Origin of the sequence: Timonella senegalensis JC301, from assembly GCF_000312125.1 — a bacterium.
GTDB lineage: Bacteria > Actinomycetota > Actinomycetes > Actinomycetales > Cellulomonadaceae > Timonella > Timonella senegalensis.
In genome coordinates, this window is sequence record NZ_HE978641.1 from 23,282 (window position 1) to 41,427 (window position 18,146).

Genomic DNA, 18,146 nt, shown 5'->3' on the forward strand with positions numbered 1-18,146 from the left:
TCACCATCACGGAGGTAGCATCATGAGCAACAACGACTTCTGGGGCTCCGCAAGTGCGAACTCCCCAGCTCAAGCACCGACTGCGGCCTCTACGCAGCCACCCGTATCTGCACGCCCCGGCACCGAGCCCATCAAGTACTCCACTAAAGTTCGGTTCACCACGATCGTGTGGGGTCTGATTCTCACGCTGGTCGGGCTGCTCGTCATCGCCCGGGCCTCAGGCCTCGAGTTCGACACGCAGCTTGCGGGGATCATCATCCTGGGTGTTTCCGGCTTGACCCTCGTGGTCGGTTCGCTCGTGCGGACGATTCGCCGATAGGCTCGCTGGGCACCTAAACATGGCGAGGGCCCCTCGAATCCATAAGATTCGAGGGGCCCTCGCCATGTGTGCGTGCGGCCTGACTAGTTGCCGAGCCTGTCCTGTGGGCTCTGCCAGCCGATGGCGCCCGTCTGCGGGTGCGGGTCGTCGTCGATGTCTTGCGCGCTCGTGCTGCTCGCACCACTTGCGCCGCTCGCGACCGATCGCGCAGACGCGGCCGAGGCGAAGGTGGGCGCTGAGGTCGAGCTGTTCGCAGAGATCGGAGTCTCTGCATCTCGCAGTGGGTTTGCCCCACGCGTCCCGCCCACGATAGGGATGGTGCCGGTCATCCCCGTGATCGCTGAGTCGCGGTCCGCACGAACACGCGATTCCTTGAGCGCTCGTTCCGAGCGGGAGAACCGGAATCCCTTTTTCTTTTCCACCTCCGGCGCGGGCGGGGTGGCCTGCGGCGTGTCAAGGACCGGTTCAGAGGTTCCAAGCGCGTCAGCTTGCTGCATCACTGTCTCGCCCAACTCGCCACCCGCCACGTACACGTCCGTGTCCGTTCCGGCCTCGGCCGGCGAAGACACTCCGATGACGCCCGGCGTGTTGGTGGTTTGGGAACTGATTATCGACGATTGTGCTGGTACCAGCCCTGAGGTCACGTCTGTATCGTGGCTGGCAGATTCGCTCGCGTGCGGATCGAACGACTCTCGGTCACCGGCTGGCGTGACCGGAGAGGGCACGGAAGGCTCAACCTGGGTGAACAGGGAGGTCACGGGGGTTCGTACTGGAGCGGGCTGGCCGATCGAACCGTTTGTTGCCGCAAAGTTGGCTACGGCGTCCGGTGACTCGGACACGACTGCGTCGACGTAGTCTTCGTCGCGGTAGGTGTTTGTGGTCTCGGGAACGGCGCCGTGGACCAGCGCGTCACTGTCATCTACAAGCGCGTCTTCCGCTACAGCGTCCTTTTCGGCACGCTTGCGCGCCCGACGCTCTGCCCGGCTGGCCTTGTCCTGTTCCGAATCAATCATGAAGGTCTCGCGGTTGGGTCCGTCAACGTAGATGTCGCCCTCGTCCTCGGTCTCGATCACAACGGGTGGGCCACCGGCGAGCCTACGCAGTCCCCATCCCGTCAGCATGAACAAGACTCCAAGGCCCACAACGAACGCTGCAACGCCGAAGGCCACCACGGATGCGAACAATGAGGATCGCAGGAAAGATGCATTCATGACGTCCGCGCGTACGGGGTCGCTCTGATCAAGCTCCGCGTAGGTCTTGCCGCCTGACATGTCTCGAGCGTGCTTATCGATAGCCATGGCCTGCGCAAACGCTGAGAACGGATCGTTGACGTTCGCCTTGCCCGCCAAGAAGGGCGCATCCTGCGACACCGTAATGCGCTCGTTGGCTAGCTGCTGGGAAACCAGTCCCCACGTGCTGCCGCCAGCGAGAATCATGATGAGCCCGACGACGAGAGACGCCAGACCTACTGCCGAGACGCTAGGGCTCGGGTTGATCGTTATTTTGGAACTCATGGTTCTCCCCGCGAGAGTGAATGACTCTTAGAATCTACCGAACACGCAGGTGCCGCGCTATGTCCCACGCGGGAAGCCCGGCATCCCGCCCGGGTTACCTTCTCAACTCACAGTGGCCTACGCTCCCACAGAACGCACAGCGGGCCCCCACACAATGTGGGGGCCCGCTGTGGTGTTTGTTTCGAAAGAACTAGTCTTTCGTCATTCGCTCAGCGAATACGATCAGAGATCGGAGCCTGCTGCGCGTGCGGTCTCGGTGACGACTGCTGGGCCGTTCGAAACCTTGATGAATGCCCAACCAACGAGTGCGAAGAGGACGCCGACACCCATGACGAGTGCGGAGACACCGAATGCAACAACCGAGGTGAAGAGCGATGCGCGGAGGAACGAACCGTTCATGACCGTGGCGCGCTTTGCGGAAGCTGCGTCAGCCTTTGCCTGTGCTTCGGTTGCCTCTGCGCCGGTCAGCTCAGCTGCCTTTGCCTTCCACTCGCCAGCCAGCTCGCCGAGCTCAGCGTAGGTCTTGCCACCGAGCTCCTCTGCGAACGCTGCGGCGTCGGTGATTGCTGGGTCGAGGGTCTCAGGCTTTGCTGGCGCAAGAGCGTGGACGTTGATGATGTCCGCCTGGGAGAAGGCGGTGAATGGGCCGGCTACAGGCTTGCCTGCGAAGCTCGATGCGTCTGCTGGAACGGTGATGCGCTCGTCCTTGAGGAACGAACCGACCATGCCGTATGCAACGGCTCCAACGACAAGCATGATGATGCCGACGATTGCGGTGATGAATCCGATCGTGCGAACGGACTTGTTCTGGTTAACCGTGACCTTGGTGGACATTGGGTTGACTCGCTTTCAGTGAGTGAGTGGTGATGTCTAAGAACCAACAATCCATTTATAACTGGCCTGATATAGAAAGTCGTAGGCATAAGTACCTATGCCTACGACTTTCTTAGAAATTTACTCCCATTCGATGGTGCCTGGCGGCTTGGAAGTGACGTCGAGTACCACTCGGTTGACGTCCTTCACCTCATTCGTGATGCGAGTAGAGATGGTTGCGAGCACGTCATATGGGAGACGTGACCAGTCCGCGGTCATCGCGTCCTCGGAGGACACAGGGCGCAAAACAATGGGGTGACCGTACGTACGGCCATCGCCCTGGACACCCACGGAGCGGACATCTGCGAGCAGAACCACTGGGCACTGCCAAATCTCGCGGTCAAGACCGGCCTTGGTCAGTTCCTCACGTGCGATCGCGTCTGCCTCACGCAGAAGGTCAAGGCGCTCAGCGGTAACTTCACCCACGATTCGGATACCCAAACCTGGGCCCGGGAATGGTTGACGCCACACGATCTCGTCTGGAACACCCAGTTCGAGTCCAACTGCACGGACCTCGTCCTTAAAGAGAGCACGCAGTGGCTCAATGAGCTTGAACTGGAGGTCATCTGGCAAACCACCCACGTTGTGGTGGCTCTTGATGTTCGCCGCGCCTTCACCGCCACCGGATTCAACAACGTCTGGGTACAGGGTTCCCTGCACGAGCCACTTAACCTCTGAACCAGACTCCCCAGCTTCCTCAACGATCTCGCGTGCTGCAGCCTCGAACGTGCGAATGAACTCACGGCCGATGATCTTGCGCTTAGTCTCAGGGTCGGATACGCCGGCAAGCGCGGTCAGGAACTGCTCGCGAGCGTCAACGACCTTGAGACGAACGTTGGTTGCCGCAACAAAGTCCTTCTTGACTTGCTCTACCTCGCCCGAGCGCAGCAGACCGTGGTCCACGAACACGCAGGTGAGCTGGTCACCGATCGCGCGCTGTACAAGTGCTGCTGCCACCGAGGAGTCCACGCCGCCGGACAGTCCGCAAATAACGCGGTCGGTGCCGACCTGCTCCTGGATGAGCGCGATCTGGTCAGCAATCACGTTGTCAGGGGTCCACGAAGGCTCGAGGCCCGCACCCTTGTACAGGAAGTTCTCAAGGGCGTCCTGGCCATTGAGAGAGTGCTTAACCTCTGGGTGCCACTGCATTCCAAAGAGCTTACGGTTGGCGTCCTCAAACGCCGCCACAGGAGAACCTGGGGAGGTCGCGAGAACGGCAAAGCCATCCGGCGCCTGGTGCACGGCGTCGCCATGGCTCATCCAGGTGCGCTGGCTCTCTGGGGAGCCAGTAAGGAGTACACCTGATTCGCTGACAGCTACGTCGGTTCCGCCGTACTCGCGTACGCCGGTCTGGGCAACAGTTCCGCCAAGTGCGGATGCCATTGCCTGGAAGCCATAGCAGATGCCGAGTACGGGAACGCCCGCCTCGAACAGTGCTGGATCAACAAAAGGAGCGCCTTCCTCATAAACGGAGGAAGGTCCACCCGAAAGGATGATCGCGGCTGGGTTCTTGGCGAGCATCTGCTCAACCGTGAAGGTGTGAGGGACGATTTCGGAGTACACCCTTGCCTCACGCACACGGCGCGCGATGAGTTGGGCGTACTGGGCACCGAAGTCGACCACTAGGACTGGTCGTGGTTGGGAGCCTTGAGTTTGAGTCACCCCACCATGTTACTTGTTTACGTCGGCCCGTCGCCTAGAGATCTCGCGTAGAGAGGCGTAATTACAGTGATCCTAAGCACGCTCAGTCAACACTGATAGTTGCCGTCCCCAAGCCCTGCCGCTATCTCAAAGATGTTCGTACAGGCATCAACACCAGCGTTCGCATACTCACCAGGGAACCGAGCCCCGAGCAGCTGCCATTGAACAAAGTGCGCGTACTCATGGGTAAGAAGGTCCGGCGTAGTCGGGTCCGCACGCAACTCATCGAGCGTTCGCGGAGTCAGGAACACGTTTCCGTAGGTCGTGCCGCCACGCTGCGCCCACACCGAGTCCACGGACCCGCACACCCACATCTCCCCACGTCCACCCGCCGCACCAAGTGCACGCGAGCCAGCCCAATCGTCGATGATCTTCCCCGCTGGCAAGGCCAGCGCGCACTGGGCGCCATCCGTCTGGGCGTCCCGCGCCATGCGGGCGCCCTGCGCGGCTGCCTGCGCATAGCGCACAGGCCCACACGCCACAGTTGCCAACTGCTCTCCCTCAAACAGGGCAGCGAGCGAACCGGGCTGGGAGGTCGAGTGAACGGTGTTTGTTGGGCACAGCGGTCCCACGTATCCCTGTTCCGTGAGCCGGTCCACCATGGCGGCGCGATGCTCCGAGGGAGCGGGCGACGGGCTGCCCGCTGCCCCCGCGGGGGCGACCGCACCGAAAAGAAGCGTCAGCGACGCTACAAGCGTCCCGAGGGCACCCGCAAGCGGGCGTCCGCACAAGACTCCCGCCGCAGTTTTCATAAAACTAAATGGACGAGTTGGACAGTTCGCGGGCGGCTGCAATACGTGCGCGCGCGTCCAGAGTGACCCTGTGCTCAACGATGAACGACAGCACCGGAACCACACCGGCAAGGATCATGGAAAGCAAGCGACCGAAGCGCCAGCGCATCTTCGACCACACATCGACCACCGTGATCAGGTACACCACGTAGATCCAGCCGTGCGCGAAGGGGATCCACGCGATGTAAGGCTTGAGGTGAGTCGCCTTGAAAACGTAGACGATCAGCATCTCGACGACGAGGAGCAGAAGCATTACACCTGTGACGATGGCCATAACGCGGTACCGGGAGAGAGCCGACTCCGCCTTGGTAATGATCTTTTCGCCCTCATTTGGTGTATTCGCCGAGGTCATTGCTACCGCTTTCATGTGCTGCGTGGGTGTCCACGTGGAAAAAAGGTTGAACCAATGTCAGGTGTTCAATCTAATGTAAACCCTGTGTGGAAGATACCTATAGCCCGGCCCGAAGCAGGGTCGCTCGCTACCCCAATCAAGTTCGTGATATGGCTCGCATCCAAGCAACCTGGCGTGCTGTTCGCGTCCGTGACGCTCGGGATCATTACTTTCACTGCCCAGGCAGTCATGCCGTTCGCGATCGGTCGGGCGATTGACTCCGGACTGGAGAACGGCGTCTCGCGCGGAGTCCTCACCTGGGCTGGCGTGATGCTTGCGGCCGGCCTCATTCAGGTCGCTGCCTCCGCAATCGGCCACCGGTTCGACGTGTTGTCGTGGCTGCGGGCGGCTCTGACCACCTCACGCCTCATCGGCGAGACGGTGAACTCTACCGGTGACGCCATCCGCGAGGAACTCCCCACCGGTGAAGTCGTGTCCTCTGTGACATCGGACGCGCACCGTTTGGGCGATCTGTACTTCCAGGCGGCGCGTTTCATGGGCTCTGTGGCCACCTATGTGGTGGTCGGCATCATCATGCTGAATGCCTCCCTCAAGCTCGGCCTCATCGTTGCGCTGGGGCTTCCGGCGGTTGCCCTGATCCTCACCTTCCTCATCAAGCCGCTGCAAAAGCGGCAGGAGTACCAGCGTGAAGTGACGGGTCGCCTCACGTCCCTCGGTTCGGACACCGTCACCGGCCTGCGCATCCTGCGCGGCATCGGCGGCGAGTCCGTGTTCACGGAACGCTATAAGGAGCAGTCCCGCAAGGTCCGCGACGCCGGCGTTGATGTGGCCAAGGTACAGTCCACCATGGACGGCCTGCAGGTGTTTCTTCCTGGCCTGTTCGTGGCGCTCGTGCTGTGGATCGGCGCAATGGAGGCCGCCAACGGCACGATCACCCCGGGTCAGCTGGTCACGTTCTACGGCTACGCGTCCTTCCTCACGTGGCCCATGCAGAACCTCATCCAGATGGTCCAGATTGCGACCCGCGCCAAGGTTGGCGTCAAGCGCATCCTCAAAGTGCTGGGCGTTGAGAACAACACGCCAGACACGGGCAGCATCACGTCGATTCCAGCGGACGCTGTTCTGGTTGACACGGTTTCCAGCACGGTCCTGCGCCCCGGCGTCATGACCGCGCTCGTTGCGGCTGACCCTGACGCTTCGGCCGCTATCGCGACCCGAATGACGCGTTTCGACGATTCTGCTGAGTCCGATACGCCTGTCACTTTTGGCGGGGTCACGTTGAAGGACTTTGACAAGGACACACTGCGGCACTCGCTGGTCCTCTCCGAGGCCACCCCCCACATCTTCGCGGGGACGTTGCGTAACGGACTTGCTACCCGCCCCGGCACCGACGACGACGCGATTCTGCGAGCGCTTGAGATCTCCGACGCTCACGATGTTCTCGAATCCCTTCCAGAGGGTCTCGACTCCGATCTCCCGGAGAAGGGTCGCTCGCTCTCCGGCGGTCAGCGCCAGCGTGTCTCACTTGCACGCGCACTGCTGACCTCGGCGGACTACCTCGTCCTGATCGAGCCCACGAGCGCTGTGGATGCCCACACCGAAGCACGCATCGGGCGTGAGCTCGGTGGGTACCGCAAGGGCAAGGCAACACTCATCGTCACCGCGAGCCCGCTCGTGCTCGAGCACATGGACACCATCCAGGTTCTCGGCCACAACGGCAAGATCCTCGGCACAGGCACCCACTCGGGCCTCATGTCCGACGACGGTGAGCTAGGGGCTACCTATCGTCAGATCGTGGGGCGCGACCTCACAAAAGAACCAGAGACCGCATCCGTTGGTGCGGACACGGCATCACACACGAAGGGAGTTGACCTAGCATGACCACCGAAGCGCAAGCTAAAGAGTCGAACGCTCCAGTTGTTGACCCCAACCTTCTGCCCATCGCCGACGGCAAGTCCGTGCGCACCTACTCACTGGGGCTCGTCAAGGACAACCGCAGCGCACTGATCAAGGTCGTTGTCATGCATGCGTTCGCTGCGATCGCCGGGCTTGCAGGTCCGGTCATCATCGGGCGCCTCGTTGATGCGGTCACAGCGCAGAGTGCGACCACAACCTATGTGAACCTGTCTGTTGCGATCCTCGTTGCGGCGATTGCCTGCCAGTCGCTCATCACTCGCTTTGCCCGGCGCCTGTCTATGGTGTTCGGCGAGAACGTGTTTGCCCAGTTACGTGAGAACTTCCTCGACACCGCGGTGGGGCTCCCCCTCTCCGTGGTCGAGCGCTCGGGTACGGGAGACCTAGTCTCCCGCACCACGCACGACATCAACCGCGTGCAACACACCGTCCGGTTCGGTGTGCCCCAGATCTTGGTGTCCGCGGCGACTGTGATCATCACTCTCATCGCGTCCTTCCTCACCTCTCCTCTGGTTGCACTTGCCGTAGTTGCGGGGCTTCCACTGCTGTACTTTGTGGGTCGCTGGTACCTCCCACGGGCACCTAAGGCGTACATCGAGGAATCGGCTGCCTACGCCCAGATCTACGCGGACGTGACCGAAAGCGTTGAGGGCTCCCGCACGATTGAGTCCCTCTCGCTGACCGCCGCGCGCCGAGAGCTAGTTGAGAACGGCATCGATCGAGCCATGGCTGCGGAGCGCCGGACGCTGAACCTCCGGACCGTGCTCATCCCGGGCATGGACCTATCGTTCGCAATCGCCCCGATTCTCGTGCTGCTGTGGGGTGCCTTCATGGTCTCCCAGGGTCACGCGAGCGTGGGTGCGGTCACCACCGTCCTCCTCTACACCACGATGCTCGTCGGCCCGATCTGGGACCTTGTGTTCTGGCTTGACGAGTCGCAGGTCGCAGCCACCTCGATGGCACGCATTATCGGAGTCGGGCAGGTTGAGACTGACCGCGTAGCTCGGGACGTAGAACCCGAGCACGAGACGATCTCCGGTTCGGGGATCGAGTACGCCTACCGCGAGGGACACAACGTTCTGCACGGCATCGACATCGAGCTCACACCCGGTGAACGCCTTGCCGTGGTTGGGCCTTCTGGCGCAGGGAAGTCCACGCTGGGTCGGATGCTCGCAGGCATCCACCCTCCCACTGGTGGTTCGGTGACCGTGGGTAACGTGCCGCTCATCGATCTTCCGCTCGAGGACCTGCGCGGCCACGTCGCGCTCGTGACCCAGGAACACCACGTCTTTGTGGGCACCTTGGCGCAGAACCTGTTGCTCGCATCCCCTGATGCCACGGAGGCGGACTTGCGCAGGGCGCTAGGCGCAGTGGGTGCACTTGAGTGGGCTGACAAGCTGCCCGAGGGCGTGCACACGGAGGTCGGTTCGGGTGGGCACACGCTCACCCCTGCCCAGGCTCAGCAGATCGCCTTGGCCCGGCTCGTGCTCCTCGACCCGCACACCCTCATTTTGGACGAGGCAACGAGCCTGCTCGACCCACGCGCTGCGCGTGACCTCGAGAAGTCTCTCAACGCCGTACTTTCTGGCCGAACCGTGGTGGCGATCGCGCACCGACTGCACACTGCACACGATGCCGACCGCGTTGCGGTTGTCACCGCAGGACAGATCAGCGAGATCGGCCCTCACGACGAGCTCGTGGCCAACGGCGGCGACTACGCCGACCTATGGCACTCGTGGCAACAGAAGTAGCCGGGGTGTCTGCTCCCTAGCCCTTGCTGGAGCCGGAGCGGATGCATCTCGTCAAAAGCGCCGTGTGGCGGACAGTTTCAGTGTCCGCCACACGGCGTTTTTAGGTGGTGAAACTGGCCAGGCAATGCGTGGGTTGCCACTCGGACGCAATGAGTCACTGCGTAGCAAACTTCTTACTTCACCACGCATTTTTGGTAAGCGTTCTGTCACGCTTGAAGTATGTCCAAGGTAGTCAAACTTTCAATCGGGCTCGCCGTGGTTGCCGCCCTCATCGTTGCCGCGATCTTCACTTACATCTGGGTAGTCAACTCGCAGGCGAAGGATGAACTGGCGCTGCCCTCGCCCACCAGGACTGCCGTGGAAATGGCCTCCCCGACGAACTAGTTGGAGCCTGGAAGGCCTCGGGCGATTCGGTCGTGGGCTACCGCGTCAACGAAGTCTTGGGTGGCCTAGACGCAACCGTCACTGGGCGCTCAACCCAGGTAGAGGGAACCACTGAGTTCACGTCCGAGAAGTTGACCACCGCGGAAGTAGCCGTTGACATGACAAGCTTCCACACTGATAACTCAAACCGCGATAGCGCGTTCCAGGGCATTTGGAGCACAGATAAGCTCCCGACCGCGACCTTCACGCTTACCGAACCAGTAGACCTGGGCAGCGCCGGGGACATTGCCAGCGGCAAGCCGATCGCGTACAAGGCGAAGGGCACAATGAACATTCACGGCACGGACGTCCCCGTGGGGGTCGACCTTTCGGCGCAGTTTTCCAAGGGGCACATTGACGTTGTGGGGTCCATCCCGATCACGTTTGAGGACTATGGAGTTTCCGCACCGGACCTGACGTTCGTGGTTGTCGAGGACACAGGAACCATGGAGTTCTCGCTCGTCCTGACCAAATAGGCAGAGCTACTTTGCCGTGTTTTCGTCCACGAGGTCGAATGGGTTTGCCGGGCCGGTCTTGTTTTGCTTGCGGGCATCGTCAACCACGGTGCGGAGCCAGATCGCAACCGCGAAGAACCCAAACAGCCACCATTGCAGTGCATAGAAAAAGTTCTGGAGGTTTGCGCCGTTGCCGCCCTCGATCGTGGGGCGCGGCAGGTACGTGAGGTCCGTGGACTGTTGTGGGTTCATCTCGTTGGCTACGAGGTAACCACTGTAGATCGGCCCGCCCCACAAATTAGCAAGGTGCGCGGACGAGATTGAGCTACTCTGGCCTGCCGGCAGGTCATCTGGGATGGTGGATTCGGAGGCTTGCAGCCAGCCCTCTATGCTCACTTCACCTTGGGGTTCAGCAGTGGCAAGAGCGTAGGTGTTGTTCAGCGCACCGGACGCATCCACCGCGCCTTCCGGTACCCAGCCGCGAACCACGGGGAGCCGTGGGCTTCCGGACAGGTTTTCCCACGAGGCGCCGCCCGTTCCATCCTCTGTGACTCGGAGCGACTGAACCACGAGGTACCCCGAGGTGTTGTTGACCGCGCGCCCTGGGATGAGGACAGTGTTCTCGCCTTCGAACTCGCCCTGCACTTGGACGCGCTTGCCCACGAGGTTGCCTCCGAAGGTCACCTGCGGCTTGAGCACCTCACCGAGCATCTGTGGCGCAGCGACTTCCGCTTCCGCGACCTCGTGTTCACGCGCGAGGTTAGCGCGTTCGTACGCCCGCTCCAACTGCCACACTCCCAGCCGAGCACATACCGCGGCCGCTGCCAGGAATAGCACGAGGAGTGCGAGGTTCTTGGGTTGCACGGACGCACGCAGTACCTGCCCAAGGGTTGCCTTGGGCTTGGACGTTTTGGGCGTGTCAAGGTTTAGCGTTTCGGGCTGCACCCTCCCAGCCTAATAGCGGCTCGCCGCAAGTGGGCATGAGGTGCTTGAGTTGTTGGTCACCTGCGCGTCTGGGAACTTTTGGGTTGCGGCGCCACTATCAACTTCACCCCGGACCAGGCAGGTGAACACCGTCACTCGCGCCCTCATTATGACGCAGTGTCGTGACACATTTCACGAGTAAAACTGTACCTTTTGAGCACATTTGAAGCATTGACTAGTCCCTAAGGCCTAGAAGAATTGGGCCCGCGCCAAAAAGAATAAACGTATGAAGGCCGCACGGAGTGCAACGGTGTAAATACCCGCGACTTCGAGGGGACGAGAAACCGCGATCGACGTGACAATATTGCCGGTACACATGACATCATGACCATAGGCGTCATTAACCGACTGGCAAGCACATTGCGTTACCGGTTGGTCGTTCCTCTTCTTAGCCACCAATACCCGTGCGGACTGAAACACACATAGCCCGGAGGCATCACCGTGAGCAGCAAGACCAGAAGCGTTTACCTCACCTCCCCAGAGGGAGACTCAGGAAAATCGACGATTGCCCTTGGCGTCCTCGACCTACTAACCCGCCAGGTGCAACGCGTCGGCGTTTTCCGCCCCATCACCCGCAACGGCGCAAACAACACCAAGGATGACGACGTCGAGCGCGACTACGTCCTCGAGCTACTTCTCGAACACGACGGCGTGGAACTAACGTACGAGCAGAGCGTCGGCGTTACCTATGCAGAGGTCCACGCCAACCCTGATGAGGCTTTGGCCAAGATCATCAACCGCTACCACGAGGTCGAGCAGTTGTGCGACGCCGTTGTCGTCGTTGGAAGCGACTACACGGACGTTGTGGGCCCAACCGAACTCGCATTCAACGCGCGCATCGCCGCCAACCTTGGGGCACCGGTTCTCCTTGTCCTCTCGGGCGCGGGTCGCACCCCCGAGGCAATCCACCAGCTCTTCGAGGTCTCGGCCGGCGAACTGGCTAACAACCACGCCTCGATCCTCGGCACGGTCATCAACCGCACCAAGCCCGGCGAGGAAGCAGTAGTCAAGGCCGCTTTCGAGAGCACCCACACTCCTGTGTGGACTGTTCCAGAGGAACCATTCCTCACGGCTCCAACCGTGCGTCAGCTGATGAAGGCAGTCGAAGGCCGCCTAGTCAACGGCGATGACACGCTGCTTGGCCGCGAGGTTCTCGACGTCCAGGTCGGCGCCATGAACTTTGAGCACCTGCTGGGCAAGCTCATTGACGGTGCCGTCGTCATCACCCCGGGTGACCGCGTTGACGTACTCCTTGGTCTGCTGACCTCCCAAACCGCCAAGTCCTTCCCTTCGCTCGCCGGAATCATCCTCAACGGTGGATTCTTCCCACCGGAGTCGGTCTCCCGCCTGCTGGACGACATCGAACCTTCGGTCCCAATCATCCAGACTGACCTCGGCACGTTCAACACGGCGTCCAACGCTTCTCGCGTCCGCGGCCGCCTGTCCAAGGAATCGCAGCGCAAGGTCGACACCGCGATGGCTCTGTTCGAGCAGAACATCGACGGCAAGGCACTGCTCGAGGCTCTTGAAGTTGAGCGCCCTGAGGCAGCGGTCACCCCACTCATGTTCGAGTACGAACTGCTTTCCCGTGCCCGTGAGAACAAGAAGCACATTGTCCTTCCAGAGGGCACGGACGACCGCATCCTGCGCGCCGCATCCACCCTCCTCCAGCGCCAGGTCGCCGACATCACCATCCTCGGTGACGAGGCCACTATCCGTGCCCGCGCAACCGAGCTCGGTCTGAACATCGCGGACGCCACAGTCTTGGACACCCACTCTGGTGAGATGTTCGAGGAGTTCGCTGCGGAGTACGCTCGTCTTCGCGCCCACAAGGGTGTCACCGTTGAGCGCGCCCGCGAGATCGTCTCCTCCGTGTCTTACTTCGGCACGATGATGGTCCAGCTCGGATATGCAGATGGCATGGTTTCCGGTGCCGCGCACACCACCGCTCACACGATCCGCCCAGCATTCGAGGTCATTAAGACCACCCCAGACACCTCGGTTGTGTCGTCGGTGTTCATGATGTGCCTCGAGGACCGCGTCCTCGTGTACGGTGACTGCGCCGTGAACCCAGACCCAACTGCGGAGCAGCTCGCGGACATCGCAATCTCGTCCGCCGAGACCGCAACCCAGTTCGGCGTTGCCCCACGCATCGCAATGCTCTCGTACTCGACCGGTGACTCCGGCGCCGGCGCGGACGTCGACAAGGTGCGCCAGGCAACCGAGATCGTACGGACCCGTCGCCCCGACCTCGAGGTTGAGGGCCCGATCCAGTACGACGCCGCTGTGGACGCCTCCGTGGCCGCCTCCAAGCTCCCAGACTCGGCAGTTGCCGGACGCGCTACCGTGTTCGTCTTCCCCGACCTCAACACCGGTAACAACACCTACAAGGCCGTCCAGCGTTCTGCTGGCGCCGTGGCCGTGGGCCCAATCCTCCAAGGTCTTCGCAAGCCTGTTAACGACCTGTCCCGTGGCGCTCTCGTCCAGGACATCGTGAACACGGTTGCGATTACCGCAATCCAGGCCCAGGGAATCGAAGCTGCGGCTCTCGCAGCCGAAGCACGTTGATCTAGAAAGTAGCACCGTTTCGCTATGAGCAACCAAACAGTTCTTGTCATTAACGCCGGTTCGTCTACGGTCAAGTACCAGCTGATTTCCCCCACTGACGGCACCGCGATTGCCTCTGGAATCGTGGAGAAGATCGGCGAGGACCTTGGCATCATCGAGCACAAGTTCGGCGGTCACGCCTACACCGAGACGCTAAAGATCGATGACCACGGTCACGGTCTGCGCAAGGTCTTGGAGCTCTTCGAGCAGTACGGTCCTAACCTCGCTGAGGCGAACGTTGTGGCCGTGGGCCACCGCATCGTCCAGGGTGGCTCGGTCTTCCCTAAGCCAACTCTGGTCACCGATGAGGTTGTTGAGCAGATCCGCGAGCTTATCCCGCTCGCTCCCCTGCACAACCCTGGTCACGTCAAGGGCCTTGAGGTTGCTCGTGAACTCTTCCCAGATGTCCCTCACGTGGTTGTCTTTGACACCTCGTTCTTCCAGACGATGCCAGCGGAGTCGTACACGTACGCACTGCCCAAGGCTGTAGCTGAAAAGTTCTCGATCCGCCGCTACGGCTTCCACGGCACGAGCCACCAGTTCGTGTCGAACCTGGCCGCGCAGACCATCGGTAAGCCTCTTGAGGAGACGGATCAGATCGTCCTGCACATCGGTTCGGGTGCCTCGGTGTCCGCGATCAAGAACGGCAAGGCTGTTGACACCTCAATGGGTCTAACCCCACTCGAGGGCCTTGTCATGGGTACCCGTACCGGTGACATTGATCCTGCTGTGGTCTTCCACCTGTACCGCGAGGGCGGCTACTCGATCGACGAGATCGACACCATGTTCAACAAGCAGTCTGGTCTCAAGGGCTTGTGCGGGCACAACGACTTCCGTGAGGTCCTCGGCCTCATCGAGGAGGGCAACGAGGACGCCAAGGTCGCACTCGACGTGTTCGTGCACCGCCTCCTCAAGTACGTTGGCTCCTACATGGGCGTGCTTGGCGGTCTGCCGGACACCATCACCTTCACCGCTGGTGTGGGCGAGAACAACGCCATGGTTCGTGCTGACCTGATCGGTCGCCTGGCTGGCTTTGGCATCAAGCTCGATCCAGAGCTCAACGAGGTGCGCTCGAAGGAGCCACGCATCATCTCGGCTCCCGACTCGACCGTCAAGGTCCTCGTGGTCCCAACCAACGAGGAGCTCGAAATCTCGCGTCAGACCCTAGAGTTCGTTAAGTAATAACGCGCTTTCTTAGCTAGACAAACACAGCTGGCCGGCCACCCCGCATGGGGTGGCCGGCCAATTGCGTTGTGCCCATTGCATGGCGGCCGTGCCGGCCGCTCGTCGGGTCGCACCATCCGCCATGGCAGGGCGGGGCGCTGGTTGCCCGACACAATCGTCGATAATTTATTCACGACGATTCATCGCACTTCCAGCGCCCGCCCCCGACCCAGCCCTCCCCCGTCCGATCGAGAGTATTCCTGAGCCCACTCTCGACGTCGAGAGTGGGCTCAGGAATACTCTCGATGAGGGTTTGGGGTCGGACGGGGAAACACGATGGGCCCACCCGCAAAAGCGGATGGGCCCATCGTGACAGGCGAATGAATCAGTCGGTGCTGCTCTGGTAAGGAGAAACAACGACCTCGATGCGCTGGAATTCCTTGAGGTCCGAGTAACCCGTGGTGGCCATTGCGCGCTTGAGGGCGCCAACAAGGTTCAGGGTGCCATCGGCCTGGCGGCCAGGGCCGAACAGGATCTCCTCGAGGGAGCCGGACGTGCCGACCTTGACGCGCTCGCCGCGTGGCAGCGACGGGTGGTGAGCCTCAGGTCCCCAGTGGAAGCCCTTGCCCGGTGCTTCCTCGGCTCGGGCAAGTGCCGCACCGATCATAACTGCGTCAGCGCCGCAAGCGAATGCCTTGACGAGGTCACCTGAGCGGCCCACGCCGCCGTCAGCGATGACGTGGACGTAACGTCCACCGGACTCGTCGAGGTAATCGCGGCGAGCAGCAGCTACGTCAGCAACAGCGGTTGCCATGGGTGCGTGGATACCGAGCGTGGTGCGAGTGGTCTGTGCAGCACCGCCGCCGAAGCCCACGAGCACGCCGGCAGCACCGGTGCGCATGAGGTGGAGAGCAGCGGTGTAGGAGGCAGCGCCACCCACGATGACGGGAACGTCGAGCTCGTAGATGAAACGCTTGAGGTTTAGAGGCTCGCTCTGGCTGGACACGTGCTCAGCCGAGACCGTGGTGCCGCGAATGACGAACAGGTCAACACCGGCCTCCACAACGGTCTTGTAGAACTCCTGAGTACGCGCAGGGGAAAGAGAACCAGCAACGGTTACTCCTGCCTCACGGATCTCCTTGAGGCGTGCGGTGATCAGCTCGGGCTTGATCGGCTCAGCGTAGATCTCCTGCATGCGGGAGGTGGACGTGGCTGGGTCGAGCGTCTCGATCTCTGCAAGCAGAGGGGTCGGGTCCTCGTAGCGGGTCCACAGACCCTCAAGGTCAAGAACCCCGAGTCCACCGAACTTGCCCAGTGCGATCGCAGTTGCTGGGCTCATCACGGAGTCCATTGGTGCAGCCATGATCGGAAGGTCAAAGTGGTAGGCATCGATCTGCCAGGCGGTCGAGACATCCTCGGGGTCGCGAGTACGACGCGATGGAACTACCGCGATGTCGTCGAATGTAAACGCGCGGCGTCCGCGCTTTCCTCGGCCAATCTCAATCTCATTAGTCACCGTTACAGGTTATCGCGTTTTTCCTCGGTTCATGGCGTGTGAAGGTCCTAATGTCAGTGGCGGCTGTCATGCTTGGGGTGAACCAGGAGCAAAGGAAATTCTTGTGAACGCACCAGATTGGACCAGCGGACCCCTTTTGGGTTTCGATACCGAAACCACGGGAGTGGCCACCGACACAGATCGCATTGTCACGGCGGCCATCGTCATGCGGTCAGGGTCTCAGACCACCGTGCGCACCTGGCTGATTGACCCGGGCGTGCCCATCCCGGTTGAGGCTTCCAATATCCACGGCGTGACTACAGAGCATGCGCGGGAGTTCGGACAGCAGCCCGCGGTCGCTCTCGAGGAGATCGCCCAGGTCATCGCTGCGCACTTAGCGTCCGGTCACCCGCTCGTGGCCTTCAACGCGACCTTCGATGTGTCGATCCTTGAAGCCGAACTGTCGCGCTATGGGCTCCCCACCGTGGAGTCGCGCATCGCTCGGACTTTCTCCCCCGTCATCGACCCGCTCGTACTCGACCGCGCGCTCGACCGGTACCGCAAGGGTAAGCGCAAGCTCATCGACCTGTGCCAGATCTACGGTGTTGAAGAGACTGGAACCTTCCACACGGCGGACGCAGACGTTATCGCTACCCTTGACCTGCTGGCCAAGATGGCTCAGCGCTACCCCGAGCTGGCGGCGCGGGAACTGGACGTACTGCACACCTACCAAGCGCAGGCCCACAAGAGTTGGGCAGAGAACTTCAACGCGTTCCTGTCGCGCCAAGGGCGCCCTGCAGACGTGTCCACGCAGTGGCTGGGTCAGGAAGTGCCCACGGAGACGCTCTTCTAGTCCGCCCAGAGGTCGAGCGTCCGCCGAGACTCAAACCGCCGCGTATCGCCCGTGAACGGATCCTCAAACTCGATCGAACGGGACAACAACTGCAACGGGTTGCGATAGTCGGTCGAATCCACATCATAGAACTGTGGATAGTAGTTGTCGTTGAGTATCCCCAGACCCAGTGAAGCCATGTGGATGCGAAGTTGGTGAGTCTTACCCGTGTGAGGCGTGAGTTTGTACAGCCCCACCACTGAGTTACCGCCGTGCGTGGCAGGGTCCACCTCCCGCGTGCCCAGAAGTTCCACAAGGCTCTCCGTGTTCGGCTCGCCCTCGATCGTCTGCGCGGTCATGATGCCCGGCTCCTTCTTGAGCCGTGAGCGCACCACCGCGGGCAGTTCCAGATCCGGGCGGAACGGCGCCACGGCCTCGTACGTCTTGAGGATCGTGCGCTTGGCAAACAGATCATGGTAGGCGTGGCGAAGTTCCTGGCGCTTGGTCATCACCAGGACGCCGGCTGTCACGCGGTCCAGACGGTGGGCCGGGGACAGTTCAGGCATGTTCATCGCCCTGCGCACGCGCACCAGCACGGATTCCACAACGTACGCACCCTTGGGTGTGGACGCAAGGAAGTGCGGCTTATCCACAACCAGCAGATCGTCGTCCTCGAAGATGACCTCCACCTCGAACGGAACGCGGACCTCTGGCTCAGGGTCGCGGTAAAAGAAAATCAGCGCACCGGCACGATACGGCGACGTGACCTGCCAAGGGCGACCAAGCTCGTCGACAATCTCACCACGGACCAATTTTTCGACGATGGGGCTCGCTTGCTCCCCAAATCTCCAGTTGACCCAGTCCACGAGCAGGTCAAAAGACGGCGCGGCGATGCGCTCGTCCGAGATCTCGCCGCGGCTCAGCTCCGTGGCCTCATCCTTGGTGCGCATGCGCGCACCCCGGGGCAAGTC

At 61.5% G+C, this 18,146-nt stretch carries 16 protein-coding genes; 8 read left to right on the plus strand and 8 right to left on the minus strand.

Annotation, left to right across the window (positions count from 1 at the left end):
* Positions 1-22: 22 nt before the first annotated feature.
* On the plus strand, positions 23-319 hold the full coding sequence (locus HGSM_RS14520) for a hypothetical protein (RefSeq protein WP_019146701.1): 297 nt from the start codon (positions 23-25) through the stop codon (positions 317-319).
* A gap of 83 nt (positions 320-402) precedes the next feature.
* On the opposite strand, the gene HGSM_RS14970 is transcribed toward HGSM_RS14520, so the two are convergent.
* The 5 genes from HGSM_RS14970 to HGSM_RS00115 form a co-directional block, all read right to left on the minus strand.
* Positions 403-1,833, minus strand: a complete 1,431-nt coding sequence (locus tag HGSM_RS14970; protein WP_019146702.1) for a hypothetical protein — start codon at positions 1,831-1,833, stop codon at positions 403-405.
* A 222-nt stretch (positions 1,834-2,055) separates the two neighbouring features.
* Positions 2,056-2,667, minus strand: a complete 612-nt coding sequence (locus HGSM_RS14675) for a hypothetical protein (protein ID WP_019146703.1) — start codon at positions 2,665-2,667, stop codon at positions 2,056-2,058.
* A 120-nt stretch (positions 2,668-2,787) separates the two neighbouring features.
* A complete protein-coding gene (gene guaA / locus HGSM_RS00105; protein WP_040594192.1) occupies positions 2,788-4,368 on the minus strand; it encodes a glutamine-hydrolyzing GMP synthase in 1,581 nt (526 codons plus the stop codon).
* An 86-nt stretch (positions 4,369-4,454) separates the two neighbouring features.
* Positions 4,455-5,159 (minus strand): hypothetical protein, encoded by a 705-nt coding sequence (locus HGSM_RS00110; RefSeq protein WP_154646191.1) that lies wholly within the window; start codon positions 5,157-5,159, stop codon positions 4,455-4,457.
* A 4-nt stretch (positions 5,160-5,163) separates the two neighbouring features.
* Entirely contained in the window at positions 5,164-5,565 is a 402-nt protein-coding gene (locus HGSM_RS00115) for a DUF3817 domain-containing protein (RefSeq protein WP_230197453.1), read from the minus strand.
* Positions 5,566-5,694: 129 nt separating this feature from the next.
* On the opposite strand from HGSM_RS00115, the gene HGSM_RS00120 reads away from it, so the two are divergent.
* The 4 genes from HGSM_RS00120 (at position 5,695) to HGSM_RS00130 (ending at position 10,114) form a co-directional block, all read left to right on the plus strand.
* Complete coding sequence (locus HGSM_RS00120; protein WP_230197454.1) at positions 5,695-7,431, plus strand: ABC transporter ATP-binding protein; 1,737 nt, start codon at positions 5,695-5,697, stop codon at positions 7,429-7,431.
* Positions 7,428-9,215, plus strand: coding sequence for an ABC transporter ATP-binding protein (locus HGSM_RS00125; protein WP_019146708.1), 1,788 nt, complete (start codon positions 7,428-7,430; stop codon positions 9,213-9,215). The genes HGSM_RS00120 and HGSM_RS00125 overlap by 4 nt, the downstream gene beginning before the upstream one ends.
* Positions 9,216-9,434: 219 nt before the next feature.
* Positions 9,435-9,599 carry a hypothetical protein gene (locus HGSM_RS14250; protein ID WP_019146709.1) on the plus strand — a complete coding sequence of 55 codons (165 nt, stop codon included), beginning with the start codon at positions 9,435-9,437 and terminating at the stop codon, positions 9,597-9,599.
* A gap of 32 nt (positions 9,600-9,631) precedes the next feature.
* Positions 9,632-10,114 carry a YceI family protein gene (locus HGSM_RS00130; protein ID WP_019146710.1) on the plus strand — a complete coding sequence of 161 codons (483 nt, stop codon included), beginning with the start codon at positions 9,632-9,634 and terminating at the stop codon, positions 10,112-10,114.
* Between the two features lie 6 nt (positions 10,115-10,120).
* Here HGSM_RS00130 and HGSM_RS00135 read toward each other — a convergent pair whose 3' ends face one another.
* Entirely contained in the window at positions 10,121-11,038 is a 918-nt protein-coding gene (locus tag HGSM_RS00135; RefSeq protein ID WP_019146711.1) for an SURF1 family protein, read from the minus strand.
* Positions 11,039-11,518: 480 nt separating this feature from the next.
* Here HGSM_RS00135 and pta point away from each other — a divergent pair, with 480 nt between their 5' ends.
* The gene (pta, locus tag HGSM_RS00140) at positions 11,519-13,645 is read left to right on the plus strand and encodes a phosphate acetyltransferase (RefSeq protein WP_019146712.1); all 2,127 of its coding nucleotides are present in this window, start codon (positions 11,519-11,521) and stop codon (positions 13,643-13,645) included.
* Positions 13,646-13,669: 24 nt separating this feature from the next.
* A complete protein-coding gene (locus tag HGSM_RS00145) occupies positions 13,670-14,866 on the plus strand; it encodes an acetate/propionate family kinase (protein WP_019146713.1) in 1,197 nt (398 codons plus the stop codon).
* Between the two features lie 367 nt (positions 14,867-15,233).
* On the opposite strand, the gene HGSM_RS00150 is transcribed toward HGSM_RS00145, so the two are convergent.
* A complete protein-coding gene (locus HGSM_RS00150) occupies positions 15,234-16,364 on the minus strand; it encodes a GuaB3 family IMP dehydrogenase-related protein (RefSeq protein ID WP_019146714.1) in 1,131 nt (376 codons plus the stop codon).
* Between the two features lie 103 nt (positions 16,365-16,467).
* On the opposite strand from HGSM_RS00150, the gene HGSM_RS00155 reads away from it, so the two are divergent.
* On the plus strand, positions 16,468-17,196 hold the full coding sequence (locus HGSM_RS00155; RefSeq protein ID WP_019146715.1) for an exonuclease domain-containing protein: 729 nt from the start codon (positions 16,468-16,470) through the stop codon (positions 17,194-17,196).
* Here the strand turns inward: HGSM_RS00155 and HGSM_RS00160 are convergent.
* The coding region (locus HGSM_RS00160) for a pseudouridine synthase (protein ID WP_019146716.1) at positions 17,193-18,146 on the minus strand (954 nt) is incomplete at its 5' end. The genes HGSM_RS00155 and HGSM_RS00160 overlap by 4 nt on opposite strands.

Bases quoted from the DNA above. Each gene is read 5' to 3' on its own strand.
- HGSM_RS14250 (WP_019146709.1), top strand. From the start codon at position 9,435: ATGTCCAAGGTAGTCAAACTTTCAATCGGGCTCGCCGTGGTTGCCGCC.
- HGSM_RS00145 (WP_019146713.1), top strand. From the start codon at position 13,670: ATGAGCAACCAAACAGTTCTTGTCATTAACGCCGGTTCGTCTACGGTC.
- HGSM_RS00125 (WP_019146708.1), top strand. From the start codon at position 7,428: ATGACCACCGAAGCGCAAGCTAAAGAGTCGAACGCTCCAGTTGTTGAC.
- HGSM_RS14970 (WP_019146702.1), bottom strand. From the start codon at position 1,833: ATGAGTTCCAAAATAACGATCAACCCGAGCCCTAGCGTCTCGGCAGTA.
- HGSM_RS00110 (WP_154646191.1), bottom strand. From the start codon at position 5,159: ATGAAAACTGCGGCGGGAGTCTTGTGCGGACGCCCGCTTGCGGGTGCC.
- HGSM_RS00115 (WP_230197453.1), bottom strand. From the start codon at position 5,565: ATGAAAGCGGTAGCAATGACCTCGGCGAATACACCAAATGAGGGCGAA.
- HGSM_RS14520 (WP_019146701.1), top strand. From the start codon at position 23: ATGAGCAACAACGACTTCTGGGGCTCCGCAAGTGCGAACTCCCCAGCT.
- HGSM_RS14675 (WP_019146703.1), bottom strand. From the start codon at position 2,667: ATGTCCACCAAGGTCACGGTTAACCAGAACAAGTCCGTTCGCACGATC.